Below are 14,202 nucleotides of genomic sequence, written 5' to 3' on the forward strand. Positions count from 1 at the left end.
GCCGGGGCCCCGTGCACAGCGGTCTGCTCAGTCCTCCCAGTCGGACTCTGCACGCGCCTTGGAGTGCCGGAACAACGGCCGGCTGCGGGCGGCCTGGAAGGCGTTCACCCCGACGATTCCCAGCCAGGCGACGGCGAGCCCCTCGATACCCGCGTTCGCGACCCCGATCGCGGACAGCGCGATGGCCAGGATCAGCGAGATGATCCCGAACCCGAACCGTTCACCGAAGTGCCCCAGCGGCTCCTGGGGCGTCCGGGCCCTTCGGGTGACCGCGATCTGCTGCTCGGCGAGATGACGCCGGACGCGACGGTCGAGCGTTTCGTCGAGACGCCGGTCGACCTTCTCCAGGAACGAGTCGATGAGCGCGGACTCGTACTCGGGCCCCAGCTCGCTGCGGGCCTGCAGGGTGGCATTGAGCTCTTTCTCGAGCTCGGAGTCACGGGCTTCCATGCCCCGACGTTACGGAGCGAAGGAGCCCGGCACACGGGGGCTAACCCCCCTGTTGGTGGTCGGGTTCAGGCAGCCGGGACCCGGTCCGGCGCGGTGATCGTGGCCGCCGGGACGTGTGTCGTGTCGCGGCGGGCGAGCAGCCAGTACAGCAGGGCCGGTACGAGCAGGCCGATCACCCAGCAGATGTCCGCGCCGCCCAGCGGCTCCACCAGCGGGTCGGTGTAGAAGCTCGTCGCCAGGAAAGGGAGTTGGGCGACGATGCCCACCGCGTACACGGTCAGTGCGTCCCAGCGCCAGGCGCCGTAGCGGCCGCCCGGGTCGGACAGGGCCGGGATGTCGTACCGCTCGCGCGATATCAGGTAGTAGTCGACGAGGTTGATCGCCGACCACGGGGTGAAGAAGGTCAGCAGGAACAGCAGGAAGTCCTTGAACGAGGTGAGGAAGCTGTCCTTGCCGAGCAGCGCGACCGCCGTGCCCGCGACCATGATCACGGCGATGTACGCGGAGCGGCCGCGCTGCGAGAGCGCCCGCTGCCCTTACTTCTCTGCCAGGCCGTGCGCCGCGGCCCACTCGTGCGCCACGTCCTCCGGGTCCCTCTTGTCCTTGTCCACCAGGCGGTTCAGCTCCGTGAGGTCCTTCGTGGTGAGCGTGGCGCCCAGGCGGGCCAGCGCCTTGCGGACCGTGGAGTCCGCCGCGCGGTCCGCGATCAGGGGGACCACATGCTGGCCGGGAATCAGGTTCTTGGGGTCGGTGAGGACCACCCAGCCCTCGGCGGTGATGTCCGTGTCGGTGGTGAAGAGGTTGGCGACGTCGACGTCGCCCTTCTTCAGGGCGCCCTTGACCAGCGGGCCGGAGGAGTCCAGCGACTTGAACTCCTTGAACTCGACTCCGTACACGTCCTTCAGACCGACCGCTCCGACCGTCCGCTTCTTCACCTCGGGGGCCGCCCCGATGATGAGCTTCCCGTTCTGTTTCGCCAGATCGGCGAGGGAGGACAGGCCGTATTTCCTGGCGGTCCCCGGCGTGACCACGAAGGCGTCCGAGTCCTCGGCCATGCCGTACGGGAGGATCTGGAGGCCCTTGGGCAGGGCGATGGCCAGGGCGTTCTGCATCTCGCCCTCCTCGGTGGCCTTCGCCTTCGGGTCGAGGTAGTGCAGGAGGGCGCCCTGGTACTCGGGGAGCAGATCGATGTCGCCGCCCTTGAGAGCGGGGATGAGGATCTCGCGGGTGCCCAGGTTGGCGCGGACCTTCGTCTTCACGCCGGCGGCCTGCAGGGCTTCGGCGTACAAGTAGCCGAGCACCTGGTTCTCGGTGAAGTTGGCCGTGCCGATGGTGATGCCGCCGGCGCTGGAGCCGCCGCCGCTGCTGTCACCTCCGCCCTGGCCGTCGAGCGAGGTGATGCCGCTGCTGCAGGCCGCGAGTGCGGGGACGGCGGCCGCGGCGAGGAGGCCGCCCAGCAGGGAGCGGCGGGTGGTGCTGTGGGGCTGGCGGGTCATGGGTGGTCTCCTCAGACGGTGCGGTGGCGGAAGAGGATGCGCTGCAGTCCGGACAGGGCCAGGTCGAGGGCGACGGCCACGACCGCCACCAGGACCGCGCCGCCCAGGACCTGGACGAGGTCGCGCTGGGCCAGGCCGTCGAAGACGTACCGGCCGAGGCCGCCGAAGCTGACGTACGCGGCGACTGTGGCGGTGGCGACGACCTGGATCAGGGCGAGGCGCAGGCCGGTCATGATCAGGGGGAGCGCGAGGGGGAGTTCCACCTGCCACAGGATCTGGTGGCCGCGCATGCCCTGGCCGCGGGCGGCGTCCTTCACCTCCGGGTCGACGGCGGTCATCCCGGCGTAGGTATTGGTGACGATCGACGGGACGGCGAGGGCGACCAGCGCCACGTACACCGGGGTCATCGACAGGCCGCTGGCCAGGAAGACCAGCACCACCAGGCCGACCGTGGGGAGCGCCCGGCCGAACGACGAGAGGTTGATGGCGAGGAACGCGCCGCGCCCCGTGTGGCCGATGAGCAGGCCGATCGGGAGCGCGATCGCCGTCGCGATCAAGGTGGCGAGGAGCGAGTACTGGAGGTGCTCGGCAAGGCGGTGTGCGATGCCGTCCGGGCCCTGCCACTGTTCGGCGCTGGTCAGCCAGGTGCCGAGGTTCGCGAAGAGTTCGTACATCGGTCAGGCCCTCTGCTTCCGCTTCCAGGGGGTGAGCACGTACTGCACGGCCACCAGAGCCGCGTCCGCGACGAGCGCGAGCAGCAGGGTCAGGGCGATGCCGACGACCACCGGGGTCGGGAAGTTGCGCTGGAACCCGTCGGTGAAGAGCTGGCCGAGGCCGCCGTCGCCGATGTACGTGGCCACGCTGACCAGCGAGATCGACATGACCGTGGCGATCCGTACGCCCGCCATGATCACGGGGAGGGCGAGGGGGAGTTCGACGGTGAGCAGGATGCGCAGCGGGCGGGTGCCCATCGCTTTGGCGGCTTCCGTGGTGCGCGCCGGGACGGAGTCCAGGCCCTCGACGGTGTTGCGGAGGAGCACGACCAGTGTGTAGACGGTCAGGCCGATCACTGTGGTGGTGCGGGTGAGGCCGGACACCGGCAGGAGAAGGACGAAGACCGCGATGGACGGGATGGTGAAGAGGATGTTCGACAGGCCCAGGAGGAAGCCGCGCAGGGGGCGTACCCGGTGGGCAAGGACGGCCAGCGGGAGCGAGATCAGCAGGCCGAGGAGTACGGCGGTCAGGGCGGCCTGGAGGTGGGAGACGGTGAGGGTGGCGAGGTCGCTCGCGTGGCCGGAGATCCACGGCCAGTCGATGGTCATGCGCTGCCCTTTCCGGCCGGCGCCGTCATGGGCCGAGGGGCCGCGATCGCTGCGGTGTGGGCGTCGCCCGCCCGGGCGTGGACGGCCTCGCGCGCGGTGACCCCGGTCAGTACGCCCGCGTCGTCGACCCGGGCTATCAGGCCGGCCGGAGAGGCGACCGACTCGTTCAGCGCGGAGAGCAGCGAGTCCGTGTCGCGCAACGGCCGTACGGTGAGGAGCGGGGCGTCGCCCGCGGAGCCCGGCGGGGTGGCTGCCGGGTCGAGCCAGCCGAGGGGTTCGCCCTTGGCGGAGACGACCAGCTGCCAGTCGGCGCGCCCGGCGGGGGCGGGTTCGTCGGCCCGTACCGTCGTCGCCGCCTGCCGGGGGAGATCCGCGAGCGTGCTCAACGAGAGCAGCTTCAGGCCGCGTTCGCGCCCAGGAAGTCGGCGACGAAGTCGTCGGCCGGGCGGGCGAGGAGTTCGGCGGGCGGTGCGCACTGCACCAGATGGCCGCCGGTGCGGAAGACGGCGATCCGGTCGCCGAGGCGTACCGCCTCGTCGATGTCATGGGTGACGAAGACGATGGTCTTGTTCAGCTCCTGCTGGAGGCGGAGCAGCTCGTCCTGGAGCTGGGTCCGTACGACGGGGTCGACCGCGCCGAACGGCTCGTCCATCAGCAGGACCGGCGGATCGGCAGCGAGTGCGCGGGCCACGCCGACGCGCTGCTGCTGGCCGCCGGAGAGCTGGTGCGGGTACCGCTTGGCGGCGTCTGCCGGAAGTCCGACCGTCTCCAGCAGCTCGGCCGCACGGGCCCGGGCGCGCTTGCGTCCGTGGCCCAGCAGCAGCGGGACCGTGGCGATGTTGTCGAGGATCGTGCGGTGCGGAAAGAGTCCGGCCTGCTGGATGACGTATCCGATGCCCCGGCGGAGCTCGGCGGCGTCCGCTTCGAGGATGTTCCGGCCGCCGAGCGTGATCGTGCCGGAGCTCGGATCGACCATACGGTTGATCATCCGGAGCGTGGTGGTCTTGCCGCAGCCGGACGAACCGACCAGAACGGTGATACCGCCCTCCGGCATGGTCAGGCTGAGCTCATGAACCGCTGTCGTGCCGGTCGGGAAGCGCTTGTTCACTGCGTCGAATTTGATCATCAATCGTCCCTTGCCCCGGCTGCATATAGTCATGCAGAGTTCTCGTTGACTGAATAGGTTGTCAATGCTTCGGGGTAAAACACTGGTTACGGAAGCCCGAGCAGCGAGACTCGGTGTCCGAATAAGGAGGGTTCGCACATGATGCCGTCCCACATGATGGACTCCTCACCCTTCGGTGGCTGGGCCGCGGACCATGCCGTCGCCGTCGTCGAGCTCGACGGCCAGACCCTTCCCGTCGCCGACATCGTCCGGATCGCCCGTGGCACCGCCCGGCCCGTGCCCGGCGTCGAGGCCATGAAGCGCGTCGACCGGTCATGGGCAGCCGCCTGCGAGCTCGCCGCGACCGGGCGGGTGTACGGGCGCTCCACCGGGGTCGGCGCCAATCGCAACGAGGGCGTGCCGACCGAGGCCGCCGCCGGTCACGGGCTGCGCCTGCTGCGCAGCCACGCCGGGGCCATCGGCGACCCGCTGCCCGCCCGCGAGGTCCGCGCCATGCTCGCCGTGCGCGCCAATCAGCTGCTCGCGGGCGGCGCCGGACTGCGGCCCACCGTCGTCGTCGCTCTCTGCGAGGCGCTGGAGGCCGGCGCGCATCCGGTGGTCAACGAGTTCGGTTCGGTCGGTACCGGTGACATCGCGGCCCTTGCCCAGGTCGGCCTCGCGCTCGCCGGGGAGCACCCCTGGCAGGGGCCCGGCGCCGCCCCTGAGCCCCAGCCGCTCGACAACAACGACGCCCTCGCCCTGATCAGCAGCAACGCCCTCACCCTCGGCCAGGCGGCCCTCGCGCTCGACGAACTGCGCCGGCTCGTCACCGCCACCGAAGCGGTTGCCGCACTCTCGCTGCTCGCGGTCGACGGTTCGTACGAGGCGTACGCCGAGCCGGTCCACGCCGCCCGTCCGCACCCCGGCTCGTACCAGGTCGCAGCGCGGATGCGGCAGCTGCTCGGCGCCCACGACCGTCCGGGGCCGCCGCTCGGCCGGATCCAGGACCCGTACGGCTTCCGCTGTCTGCCGCAGATCCACGGCCCCGCGCAGGACGCCGCCGACGCGCTCGAGCGCGTTCTCGCCATCGAGATCAACGCTGCTGCCGAGAACCCGCTGATCTGCCCGGACGCCGGTCTCAACGACAGCCCCGCCGCCTACCACCACGGCGGCTTCTACATGGCCCAGCTGGCCCTGGCTCTCGACCACTTCAGGCTCGCGGTCACCCAGGTCGCCCGGCTCTCCACATCCCGGCTCTCGGCGCTCAACGAGCCGACCTTCACCCGGCTGCGGCCGTTCCTCGCGGACGGCGAGCCCGCTTCCTCGGGCGTGATGATCCTGGAGTACGCGGCCGGGGCGGCCCTCGGCGATCTGCGGGCGTTCTCCGCGCCCGCCTCGCTCGGGCACGCGGTGCTCTCCCGCGGCGTCGAGGAGCAGGCCAGCTTCGCCTCGCTGGCCGCCCGTCAGACACTGCGCGCCTGCGGTGCCTACCGGCAGGTCGTCGCCTGCGAACTCGTATCCGCCGTACGGGCATTGCGCCTGCGCGACCTGCGGCCCGATCCTGATCTGCCGGTCGGGCGGGCCTTCTCGCTGGCCGATTCATTGCTCGACGCGGACCTCGCGGACCGGCCGCTCACCGATGATGTGAAGACGGCGGCCGGGGAGCTGCTCGACCGCTGCACGGATCTGTGGAACACCGGACTCACCGGAACGAGCCCGGACACCGGACTCACCAGTACAAGGGGGACAGCATGAGCAGCGGGAGCAGCCCGGCCGCGCGGTTGCAGCAGCTCTTCGAGGGGCACCGGCTCACGCCCACCCAGCGGCGCATCGCGCACTCCATGGTCCGGCGGGCTGCCGATGTGGCGTTCCTGTCGAGCGTGGAACTGGCCGAGCTGGCCGGGGTCAGCCAGCCGTCCGTCACCCGGTTCGCCGTCGCGCTCGGGTTCGACGGGTATCCGGCGCTGCGCAAGCACCTGCGAGAGGTCGCGCCCGGACCCGGTGAGGCAGCGGTGGGCGCCGCCGACGACACGTACAACGAATACCAGCAGGCCGTCCACGCCGAGATCGAGAACCTGCAGCACCTCGCCGAGCTGCTCGCCGACCCCGCTCCTGTCGAGCGGGCGGGCCGGCTGCTCGCCGCATCACGGCCGCTGCCCGTGCTCGGGCTGCGCGCGGCCTCCTCCCAGGCCCGTGGCTTCGGCTACTTCGCCGCCAAGGTCCACCCGGACGTGCGGGTACTCGACGAGGGCGGCAGCATGCTGCGCGACCGCATCGACGCCGCCCGGAGGGCCGGGGCCAGCGCGCTGGTCTGCTTCGCGCTGCCGCGCCACCCGAAGGAGGTCGTGGACGCGCTCGCGTACGCCCAGGAACAGGGGCTGACCGTGGTGTCGATCGCCGACTCGGCGTTCGCCCCGGTTGCCAAACACAGCGATCTGCTGATTCCGGGGGCCGTCGGCACCGGGCTCGCCTTCGACACCGCGTGTGCGCCGATGCTGCTGGGGCGGGTGCTGCTGGAGGCGATGTGCGACGACCTGCCCGACGCACAGGCGCGGCTGGAGGAGTTCGACGCGCGCGCGGCGGCGCGCGGGCTGTTCGCCGAGTGAGCGCGGGGCCGGGGCCGGGGATGGGCTGGGTCCTGCCGGGCGGGGGTTGCATGGCGGACGCCGTGAACTGAGGGGATCGCCAGTGGGTTCCTGCTGCCCGGCGCCGGTGGGCTGGTGCTCGCGGGTGCCGGGGCCGGGCTCTGGCTCAAGACGGTTTGGATCGGACAGCGGGAGCGCAAGGACGACGTCCTGTACTGGGTGCGGACCGACTGGGTGGAGAAGGGGCGGCCGGCGGGCAAGCAGGTCGCGGCGTACCGGACGACCGGGCCGGTGGCGGGCGACGCCGCGCCCGGTGGGGCGCGGCGTCGCTGAGGGTGTGCTGCGGAGGTCAGACCTCCAGTTCGGCCTCGATCCGCTTCAGCTGGTGGCGGGCCATCGCCAGGTTGGCGCGGGCGGAGTCCAGCACCAGGTAGAGGAAGAGACCGTTGGTGCCGCGCGCCTTGAGCAGCCGGATCAGGTGGTACTGGGCGCCGAGGGTGATCAGGATGTCCTCGATCTCGTCCTTGATGCCGAGGTGTTCCATGGTGCGGAGTTTGGCGCGTACGACATCGGTGTTGCCCGCGGCCGCGACGTCCAGGTTGAAGTCCTTGCCGCCGCCGAGGGTGCCCAGCGCCATGCCGCTGGTGTAGTCGACGAGTGCGACACCGAGGGTGCCCTCGATGGAGGTCATCGCTTCCTTGAGTGACGCTTCGGTGTTGGCCATGAGTGCTCGTTTCCTTTCCTTGCCGGCCGAGGTGACCGGCTCCGTTATCTGGCGTTCCTGATGCGGATGTGACTGGTATTACGTGCGGTGCGGGAGGGGGCCGCCGGGGGGCGGGGTGCGTGGGCGCGGGGCGTGCGACGCGGGCGCGGGCTGTGCGGTGCGTTGCAGTGCGGCGTCGACCAGTTCGCCGATCCGGGTGCTCGCCCGGCGGCCTTCCAGGTGGAGCCGGCCGACGTTGATCCGGTCCTCGGCCAGGAGCGTGAGGACGGCGGAGGAGCCCGCCGCGTACGTGGCGATGTAGCCGCTCTCGCCTCGTACGAGCAGTTCGCGGAAGCCGCCCCGGCCGGTCGCCTCCGCCATCCGGAGCGCGACGCCGAGCGAGGCCGCGGTCAGTGCGGCGACGCCCTCCGCCTCCACTCCCGGGGTGTCCTGGGCCAGGACGAGTCCGTCGGTGCTGGCCGCCAGCGCGCCTGCGAGGAGCGGAACCCGGGCGCGTAGCCGCTGGAGTTCGGCCAGGACGTCCTGGACTTCGGCCTCGGGAACCATCAGTTGTCTCCTCCCGGCACGCTGTCTGAGCGCGCGTATCACAGGGCCTCCAATGCGTCTCTGAGCCGGCGCAGCAGGGCGACGTCGGGGTCGGCCGTGACCTCGGGAAGCGTGATCCGGCCGGGCGCGGAGGCGGACGGGACCGCCGTCTGCCGGACCGCTTCGACCAGTCCGGCGGCCGTGAGCCGCCGCAGGTCGACGAGGATGTGGAACGCCGAGCGGCCCAGGTGCTGTGCGATGTCGGAGGCCGTACGCACTCCGTCCACCAGGTCGAGTACGCGGCGTCGGCGCGACGGGACGGGGGCGTCGACGGGATGGGCCGCCCGGACGAGCGGGGCGGTGTCGGTCGTCGCGTCGGGCCAGATCCGGTCCAGCAGCTCCCGGCGCCGGAGCGTCTCGCGCTGCACGGCATCGACGGGGACGGGGTGCACGGGACCGATCCAGTGCGAGACCCCGTAACGGAACCGGGCCGGGGTCCGGGAGGGGGCGAGGGCGAAGAAGGCGGCGTCGTACAACGCCCCTAAGTGGCAGAGCTCCAGTGCGCCGCCGGGTATCCGTCCGCTGTCCACGAGGTAGCGGCCGACCCGCTGCCCGGCGCCTGCCTGGGCGACCGCGTCCCACCAGCCGTCGCGATGCACGGTGCCGCTCGTGGTGAGCAGGATGTCGATGCCGGGCGTCGCGGGGCTCTCGGCGTGCACGACCTGGCCGTCGGCGAGGTAGAGCGTGCCGCGATCGCGCATCAGGGCGCCGGTGGCACGCTCGGCGGCGAGGCGCTGGAGCATGGGGGAGAGGGCGGAGGCTGCTCTCACGGGGGAGGTTCTCTCGGGTGAGGTGCTCTCGGAAGGGAGTCTGCCGGGGAGTGTTCTCCCGGGCGTGGTGGTTCTCATGCCAGGACCAGCCGCTCCGCCATCTCGCCCAGCCGTATCCGGGCGAGCGCCAGGTTGCCGTCGGAGCGGTCGAGCCACAGATGCAGGAAGACGCTGCTGTCGAAGGCCGTCTCGACGAATCGGAGGATGTGGTAGCCGGCGGGGGTGGTGACGATGACGTCCTCCACCGGTGGCGCCGTTCCCGGCCCCGTAACGGCGTTCTCTCCCGGGCCTGTTGAGGGTTCCGGGACGGAGAGGGCGAACGCGGGCTGCTCCGCAGCCATGCGCGCCACCTCGGCCGTCTCGGCGGCGGTAGCCTCGTGATCGCCGTTGGGTGAGTCGCCGATGGTGCCTAGGGCGAGTCCGCTCGTCCAGTCGACCACCGCGGCGCCGCGGGCACCGGGCAGCCTCATGACTTCGAGCAGGCACTCGTCGATTCCGGGCACGCGGACTCCCTCCCGACCGGACTTGCGTCTGTGACCCCGAGGCTACGCAACGTGTTCGCCCCAGGTGGGAGTTCTGGCATTTTCCATTGGTACATGCGGAAGGTGGTCGGAAACGGTCGGACCCGCTGTCGCCCCTGTCGTGTTCTGTCCCTGTTCGGTGCCGCTCCCCGTCTTTCGGGCAGCTCTTTCGGGCGCGCCTGTTGACTATAAGTATTCAGAGCGACAGGATGTGAATAGAAGCATCACAGACGCGAGGAGGCATTGCCATGTCAGGACCCCGCCCCGTACGGGCACCGCGCGGTACGGAACTGAGCGCCCTGGGATGGCAGCAGGAAGCCGCCCTCCGCATGCTGCAGAACAACCTCGACCCCGAGGTCGCCGAGCACCCCGACAAGCTCGTCGTCTACGGCGGCACGGGCAAGGCGGCCCGCGACTGGCGCTCGTTCGACGCGATGGTGCGCACGCTGCAGACGCTCAAGCAGGACGAGACGATGCTCGTCCAGTCCGGGCGGCCGGTCGGCGTCATGCAGACCCACGAGTGGGCGCCGCGCGTCCTGATCGCCAACTCCAACCTGGTCGGCGACTGGGCGAACTGGGAGGAGTTCCGCCGCCTGGAGGCGCTCGGACTCACCATGTACGGCCAGATGACGGCCGGGTCGTGGATCTACATCGGCACGCAGGGCATCCTGCAGGGCACGTACGAGACGTTCGCCGCCGTCGCCGCGAAGAAGTTCAACGGGACGCTGGCCGGGACGATCACCCTGACCGCCGGACTCGGCGGCATGGGCGGCGCCCAGCCGCTCGCGGTCACCATGAACGACGGCGTCGCGATCTGTATCGACTGCGACCCGCGGGCCATCGAGCGCCGCATCGAGCACCGCTACCTGGATGTGCGCGCCGACTCCCTGGAGCACGCACTCCAGCTCGCCGTCGAGGCGCGCGACGCGCGCAAGCCGCTCTCCATCGGGCTGCTCGGCAACGCGGCGGAGCTGCTGCCCCGGATGCTCGCCGAGGGCGCCCCGATCGACATCGTCACCGACCAGACCAGTGCGCACGACCCGCTCGCGTACCTCCCGATCGGCGTCGACTTCGACGACATGGCCTCGTACGCCGCCGAGAAGCCCGCCGACTTCACGCAGCGGGCGCGCGAGGCGATGGCCAAGCACGTCGAGGCGATGGTCGGCTTCATGGACGCCGGTGCCGAGGTCTTCGACTACGGAAACTCGATCCGTGGCGAGGCCCGGCTCGCGGGCTACGACCGGGCATTCGACTTCCCCGGGTTCGTCCCCGCGTACATCCGGCCGCTGTTCTGCGAAGGCAAGGGCCCGTTCCGCTGGGCCGCGCTGTCCGGCGAGGCGTCGGACATCCACAAGACCGACAAGGCGATGCTCGAACTCTTCCCTGAGAACGAGTCGCTGCACCGGTGGATCAAGATGGCCGGTGAGCGCGTCCACTTCCAGGGGCTGCCCGCCCGGATCTGCTGGCTCGGCTACGGCGAGCGCGACCGCGCCGGTGAGCGGTTCAACGACATGGTGGCCAGCGGTGAGCTGGCCGCACCGCTCGCGATCGGCCGCGACCACCTGGACTGCGGGTCGGTGGCGTCCCCGTACCGCGAGACCGAGGCGATGCTCGACGGGTCCGACGCGATTGCGGACTGGCCGCTGCTGAACGCCATGGTCAACGTGGCGTCCGGCGCCTCCTGGGTCTCCATCCACCACGGCGGCGGCGTCGGGATGGGACGCTCCATCCACGCGGGGCAGGTGACCGTGGCCGACGGTACGAAGCTGGCGGGCGAGAAGATCCGCCGGGTGCTGACGAACGACCCGGGCATGGGCGTCATCCGGCATGTCGATGCCGGCTACGACATTGCGGAGTCCGTCGCCGCGGACAAGGGCGTGCGGGTGCCGATGACTGAGGGCGGGCAGTGACGATGCCCGGCGCGGTCGGCTCGGTGGGGGGTTCGTTGTCGGGCGCGGGTGCGCCTGCGCCCGACCTACGCCATGGCTCTGGAGGCGGGGGAGACGCCTCCCCCGCCCCGCGGAACGAAGGCCGACAGGTCTCCTTCCAGAGCATGTGGAAGGAGCTCGCCCCCATGGGGCGGCACCCCGAGAGCGGCGGCTACCGCCGCTACGCCTGGACCGCTGCCGATGGTGACTGCCGTGTCTGGTTCCGGGCGCAGGCCGAAGCCCGTGGGCTCGTGTACGAGGTGGACCGGAACGGGAACCAGTGGGCCTGGCTCGGGGATCCGCTCGGTGACGACGCCGTCGTCACCGGGTCGCACCTCGACTCCGTGCCCGACGGCGGCGCCTTCGACGGGCCGCTCGGTGTGGTCTCCTCCTTCGCCGCGCTCGATGAACTCCGCCGCAGGGGAGCGGAGTTCACCCGGCCGTTCGCCATCACCAATTTCGGTGACGAAGAAGGGGCCCGGTTCGGGCTCGCGTGTGTCGGATCCCGGCTCGCCGCCGGACAGTTGACCGTCGAGAAGGCGCACCAGCTCCGCGACGGCGACGGCATCACACTGCCGCAGGCCATGGAGGCCGCCGGCTACGACCCCGATGCCATCGGTCCGGACCCCGAACGGCTGGCCCGGATCGGTGCGTTCGTCGAGCTCCACGTCGAACAGGGGCGCTCCCTCGACCTCACCGGCGACCCGGTCGGTATCGCCTCCGCCATCTGGCCGCACGGCCGCTGGCGGTTCGACTTCCGGGGCGAGGCCAACCACGCGGGCACCACCCGGCTCGTGGACCGGCGCGACCCGATGCTCACGTACGCCGAGACCGTGCTGGCTGCCCGTCGCGAGGCGCAGCTCACCGGCGCCCTCGCCACCTTCGGCAAGATCGCTGTGGAGCCGAACGGGGTCAACGCCATCCCCTCCCTCGTCCGCGGCTGGCTCGACTCGCGCGCCGCCGACCAGGAGACCCTCGACGCCGTCGTCACCGGCATCGAGCGCGCCGCCCGGGAACACGCCGAGCGTGCAGGCATCGATCTCGATGTCGTACGGGAGTCCTTCACTCCCGTCGTGGAGTTCCAGCACGCCCTGCGCGATGAACTCGGCAAGATCCTGACGGGCAGGGGCGGCCAGGACACGGGCCGCACTGTGCCCGTCCTCGGCACCGGCGCCGGGCACGATGCGGGTATTTTGTCCGCTTCGGTTCCTACCGCCATGCTGTTCGTACGGAACCCCACCGGGATCTCGCACTCGCCGGCCGAACACGCCGCCGAGGACGACTGCGCGGCCGGTGTGATCGCACTCGCCGATGTACTGGAAGGTCTCGCGTGCAGCTGACAACGACACCGGCGGGAAAGCACGACACCGCGACGTTCTGGCTGTCCCACGCCTGGCTCGGCACCCATGTCGAGCCGGGCGTCACCCTGGACGTCGCCGACGGGCGGATCGCCGGAGTGCGCACCGGCGTCGACGCCCCGCCGCCGGGCGCCACCGTGCTGCGCGGGCTCACCCTTCCCGGTCTCGCCAACACCCACTCGCACGCCTTCCACCGCGCCCTGCGCTCCACCGTCCAGGTCGGCTCCGGCACTTTCTGGACCTGGCGCGAGCTCATGTACCAGGTCTCGTCCCGGCTCACCCCCGAGACGTACTACGACCTCGCCCGCGCCGTGTACGCCGAGATGGCGCTGGCCGGTATCACGGCCGTCGGTGAGTTCCACTATCTGCACCACGCGCCGGGCGGAGCCCCGTACAACAACCCGAACGCGATGGGCGAGGCCCTGATCGCCGCCGCCGACGCGGCCGGTATCCGGATCACCCTGCTGGACACCGCCTATCTCGCCGCCGGCTTCGGGCAGCGGGCCGGGCAGTACCAGCCGCCCAACCGGCACCAGCTGCGGTTCTCCGACACCACAGCCGAGGCCTGGGCCGAACGCGCTTCCCTCCTCAAGGACACCGACCACGCCCTGATCGGTGCGGCCGTCCACTCCGTGCGCGCCGTGCCCGCCGGGCAGCTCGCCACCGTGGCCGCATGGGCCGAGGGACGGCAGGCCCCCCTCCATGTCCACCTCTCCGAGCAGGTCGCGGAGAACGAGGCCTGCCAGGCTGCCCACGGCTGCTCCCCCACCCGGCTCCTCGCCGACCACGGGGTCCTCGGCCCGCGCACCACCGGCATCCACAACACCCACCTCAGCGGCGAGGACATCACGCTGCTCGGCTCCTCGGCCACCGGCACCTGCATGTGCCCCACCACCGAACGCGACCTCGCCGACGGCATCGGCCCCGCCGTAGCCCTTCAGCGCGCGGGCTCGCCGCTCTCCCTGGGCAGCGACAGCCACGCCGTGATCGACCTCTTCGAGGAGGCCCGCGCGATGGAGCTCAACGAGCGGCTGCGCACCCAAACCCGCGGTCACTGGACCGTGGCCGCACTGCTGCGCGCCGCCACCGCCGACGGACACGCCGCACTCGGCCGTCCCGACGCGGGCACCCTCGAACCGGGCGCCTTCGCCGACTTCACCACCGTCGCCCTGGACTCCGTCAGAACAGCGGGGCCGGCGCCCCGGCTGGCAGCCGAAGCAGCCGTATTCGCCGCCTCCGCCGCTGATGTACGCCATACGGTCGTAGCAGGGCGGCACATCGTCCGCGACGGGCAGCACGCACGCGTCGAAGACGTACCCGCAGCACTCGCCTCGGCCATCGCCGCCCTGCACGGCTGA

At 71.2% G+C, this 14,202-nt stretch carries 13 protein-coding genes and 3 pseudogenes; 6 read left to right on the plus strand and 10 right to left on the minus strand.

All coding sequences use genetic code 11. The features are described from left to right. Positions 1-27: 27 nt before the first annotated feature. From ABZV38_RS09335 to ABZV38_RS09360, 6 genes and pseudogenes are all read right to left on the minus strand, one after another. The gene (locus tag ABZV38_RS09335) at positions 28-450 is read right to left on the minus strand and encodes a hypothetical protein (protein ID WP_356326157.1); all 423 of its coding nucleotides are present in this window, start codon (positions 448-450) and stop codon (positions 28-30) included. Between the two features lie 65 nt (positions 451-515). Further along, positions 516-986: pseudogene (locus ABZV38_RS09340) on the minus strand (cytosine permease); the annotation flags it as partial. Then, positions 987-1,946: an ABC transporter substrate-binding protein gene (locus ABZV38_RS09345; protein ID WP_356326158.1), complete on the minus strand. Its 960-nt coding sequence runs from the start codon at positions 1,944-1,946 to the stop codon at positions 987-989. 11 nt (positions 1,947-1,957) lie between these two features. Further along, a complete protein-coding gene (locus ABZV38_RS09350) occupies positions 1,958-2,620 on the minus strand; it encodes an ABC transporter permease (protein WP_356326159.1) in 663 nt (220 codons plus the stop codon). A gap of 3 nt (positions 2,621-2,623) precedes the next feature. Continuing rightward, positions 2,624-3,268, minus strand: a complete 645-nt coding sequence (locus ABZV38_RS09355; RefSeq protein ID WP_356326160.1) for an ABC transporter permease — start codon at positions 3,266-3,268, stop codon at positions 2,624-2,626. Beyond that, positions 3,265-4,394, minus strand: a pseudogene (locus ABZV38_RS09360) (ABC transporter ATP-binding protein). The gene ABZV38_RS09355 and the pseudogene ABZV38_RS09360 overlap by 4 nt, the downstream one beginning before the upstream one ends. A 156-nt stretch (positions 4,395-4,550) precedes the next feature. Here ABZV38_RS09360 and ABZV38_RS09365 point away from each other — a divergent pair. From ABZV38_RS09365 to ABZV38_RS09375, 3 genes and pseudogenes are all read left to right on the plus strand, one after another. Then, positions 4,551-6,128 carry an aromatic amino acid ammonia-lyase gene (locus tag ABZV38_RS09365; protein WP_356326219.1) on the plus strand — a complete coding sequence of 526 codons (1,578 nt, stop codon included), beginning with the start codon at positions 4,551-4,553 and terminating at the stop codon, positions 6,126-6,128. Beyond that, the gene (locus ABZV38_RS09370; RefSeq protein ID WP_356326161.1) at positions 6,125-6,979 is read left to right on the plus strand and encodes a MurR/RpiR family transcriptional regulator; all 855 of its coding nucleotides are present in this window, start codon (positions 6,125-6,127) and stop codon (positions 6,977-6,979) included. Before ABZV38_RS09365 ends, ABZV38_RS09370 begins: the two co-directional genes overlap by 4 nt. A 75-nt stretch (positions 6,980-7,054) precedes the next feature. After that, positions 7,055-7,291 (plus strand): annotated as a pseudogene (locus tag ABZV38_RS09375) (hypothetical protein); the annotation flags it as partial. Positions 7,292-7,307: 16 nt separating this feature from the next. Here ABZV38_RS09375 and ABZV38_RS09380 read toward each other — a convergent pair. From ABZV38_RS09380 to ABZV38_RS09395, 4 genes are all read right to left on the minus strand, one after another. Beyond that, positions 7,308-7,682: a hypothetical protein gene (locus tag ABZV38_RS09380; protein ID WP_356326162.1), complete on the minus strand. Its 375-nt coding sequence runs from the start codon at positions 7,680-7,682 to the stop codon at positions 7,308-7,310. 78 nt (positions 7,683-7,760) lie between these two features. Then, the gene (locus tag ABZV38_RS09385) at positions 7,761-8,228 is read right to left on the minus strand and encodes a roadblock/LC7 domain-containing protein (RefSeq protein WP_356326164.1); all 468 of its coding nucleotides are present in this window, start codon (positions 8,226-8,228) and stop codon (positions 7,761-7,763) included. 38 nt (positions 8,229-8,266) lie between these two features. Beyond that, positions 8,267-9,010, minus strand: a complete 744-nt coding sequence (locus tag ABZV38_RS09390) for a helix-turn-helix domain-containing protein (protein WP_356326220.1) — start codon at positions 9,008-9,010, stop codon at positions 8,267-8,269. 101 nt (positions 9,011-9,111) lie between these two features. Next, the gene (locus ABZV38_RS09395; RefSeq protein WP_356326165.1) at positions 9,112-9,540 is read right to left on the minus strand and encodes a hypothetical protein; all 429 of its coding nucleotides are present in this window, start codon (positions 9,538-9,540) and stop codon (positions 9,112-9,114) included. Positions 9,541-9,806: 266 nt separating this feature from the next. Here ABZV38_RS09395 and hutU point away from each other — a divergent pair, with 266 nt between their 5' ends. The 3 genes from hutU to ABZV38_RS09410 all read left to right on the plus strand — a co-directional run bounded on the left by hutU (position 9,807) and on the right by ABZV38_RS09410 (position 14,202). After that, complete coding sequence (gene hutU / locus ABZV38_RS09400) at positions 9,807-11,468, plus strand: urocanate hydratase (RefSeq protein ID WP_352265590.1); 1,662 nt, start codon at positions 9,807-9,809, stop codon at positions 11,466-11,468. Positions 11,469-11,611: 143 nt separating this feature from the next. Beyond that, on the plus strand, positions 11,612-12,826 hold the full coding sequence (locus ABZV38_RS09405) for an allantoate amidohydrolase (protein ID WP_356326166.1): 1,215 nt from the start codon (positions 11,612-11,614) through the stop codon (positions 12,824-12,826). Next, positions 12,817-14,202: a formimidoylglutamate deiminase gene (locus ABZV38_RS09410; RefSeq protein WP_356326167.1), complete on the plus strand. Its 1,386-nt coding sequence runs from the start codon at positions 12,817-12,819 to the stop codon at positions 14,200-14,202. Before ABZV38_RS09405 ends, ABZV38_RS09410 begins: the two co-directional genes overlap by 10 nt.

Source organism: Streptomyces sp. NPDC005181, from assembly GCF_040608395.1.
Classification (GTDB): Bacteria; Actinomycetota; Actinomycetes; order Streptomycetales; family Streptomycetaceae; genus Streptomyces.

What these genes read in the sequence shown, in the direction of transcription:
- ABZV38_RS09380 (WP_356326162.1), bottom strand. Translation starts at nt 7,682, where the DNA reads ATGGCCAACACCGAAGCGTCACTCAAGGAAGCGATGACCTCCATCGAG.
- ABZV38_RS09335 (WP_356326157.1), bottom strand. Translation starts at nt 450, where the DNA reads ATGGAAGCCCGTGACTCCGAGCTCGAGAAAGAGCTCAATGCCACCCTG.
- ABZV38_RS09355 (WP_356326160.1), bottom strand. Translation starts at nt 3,268, where the DNA reads ATGACCATCGACTGGCCGTGGATCTCCGGCCACGCGAGCGACCTCGCC.
- ABZV38_RS09365 (WP_356326219.1), top strand. Translation starts at nt 4,551, where the DNA reads ATGGACTCCTCACCCTTCGGTGGCTGGGCCGCGGACCATGCCGTCGCC.
- hutU (WP_352265590.1), top strand. Translation starts at nt 9,807, where the DNA reads ATGTCAGGACCCCGCCCCGTACGGGCACCGCGCGGTACGGAACTGAGC.
- ABZV38_RS09345 (WP_356326158.1), bottom strand. Translation starts at nt 1,946, where the DNA reads ATGACCCGCCAGCCCCACAGCACCACCCGCCGCTCCCTGCTGGGCGGC.
- ABZV38_RS09390 (WP_356326220.1), bottom strand. Translation starts at nt 9,010, where the DNA reads ATGCTCCAGCGCCTCGCCGCCGAGCGTGCCACCGGCGCCCTGATGCGC.
- ABZV38_RS09370 (WP_356326161.1), top strand. Translation starts at nt 6,125, where the DNA reads ATGAGCAGCGGGAGCAGCCCGGCCGCGCGGTTGCAGCAGCTCTTCGAG.
- ABZV38_RS09350 (WP_356326159.1), bottom strand. Translation starts at nt 2,620, where the DNA reads ATGTACGAACTCTTCGCGAACCTCGGCACCTGGCTGACCAGCGCCGAA.
- ABZV38_RS09405 (WP_356326166.1), top strand. Translation starts at nt 11,612, where the DNA reads ATGTGGAAGGAGCTCGCCCCCATGGGGCGGCACCCCGAGAGCGGCGGC.
- ABZV38_RS09385 (WP_356326164.1), bottom strand. Translation starts at nt 8,228, where the DNA reads ATGGTTCCCGAGGCCGAAGTCCAGGACGTCCTGGCCGAACTCCAGCGG.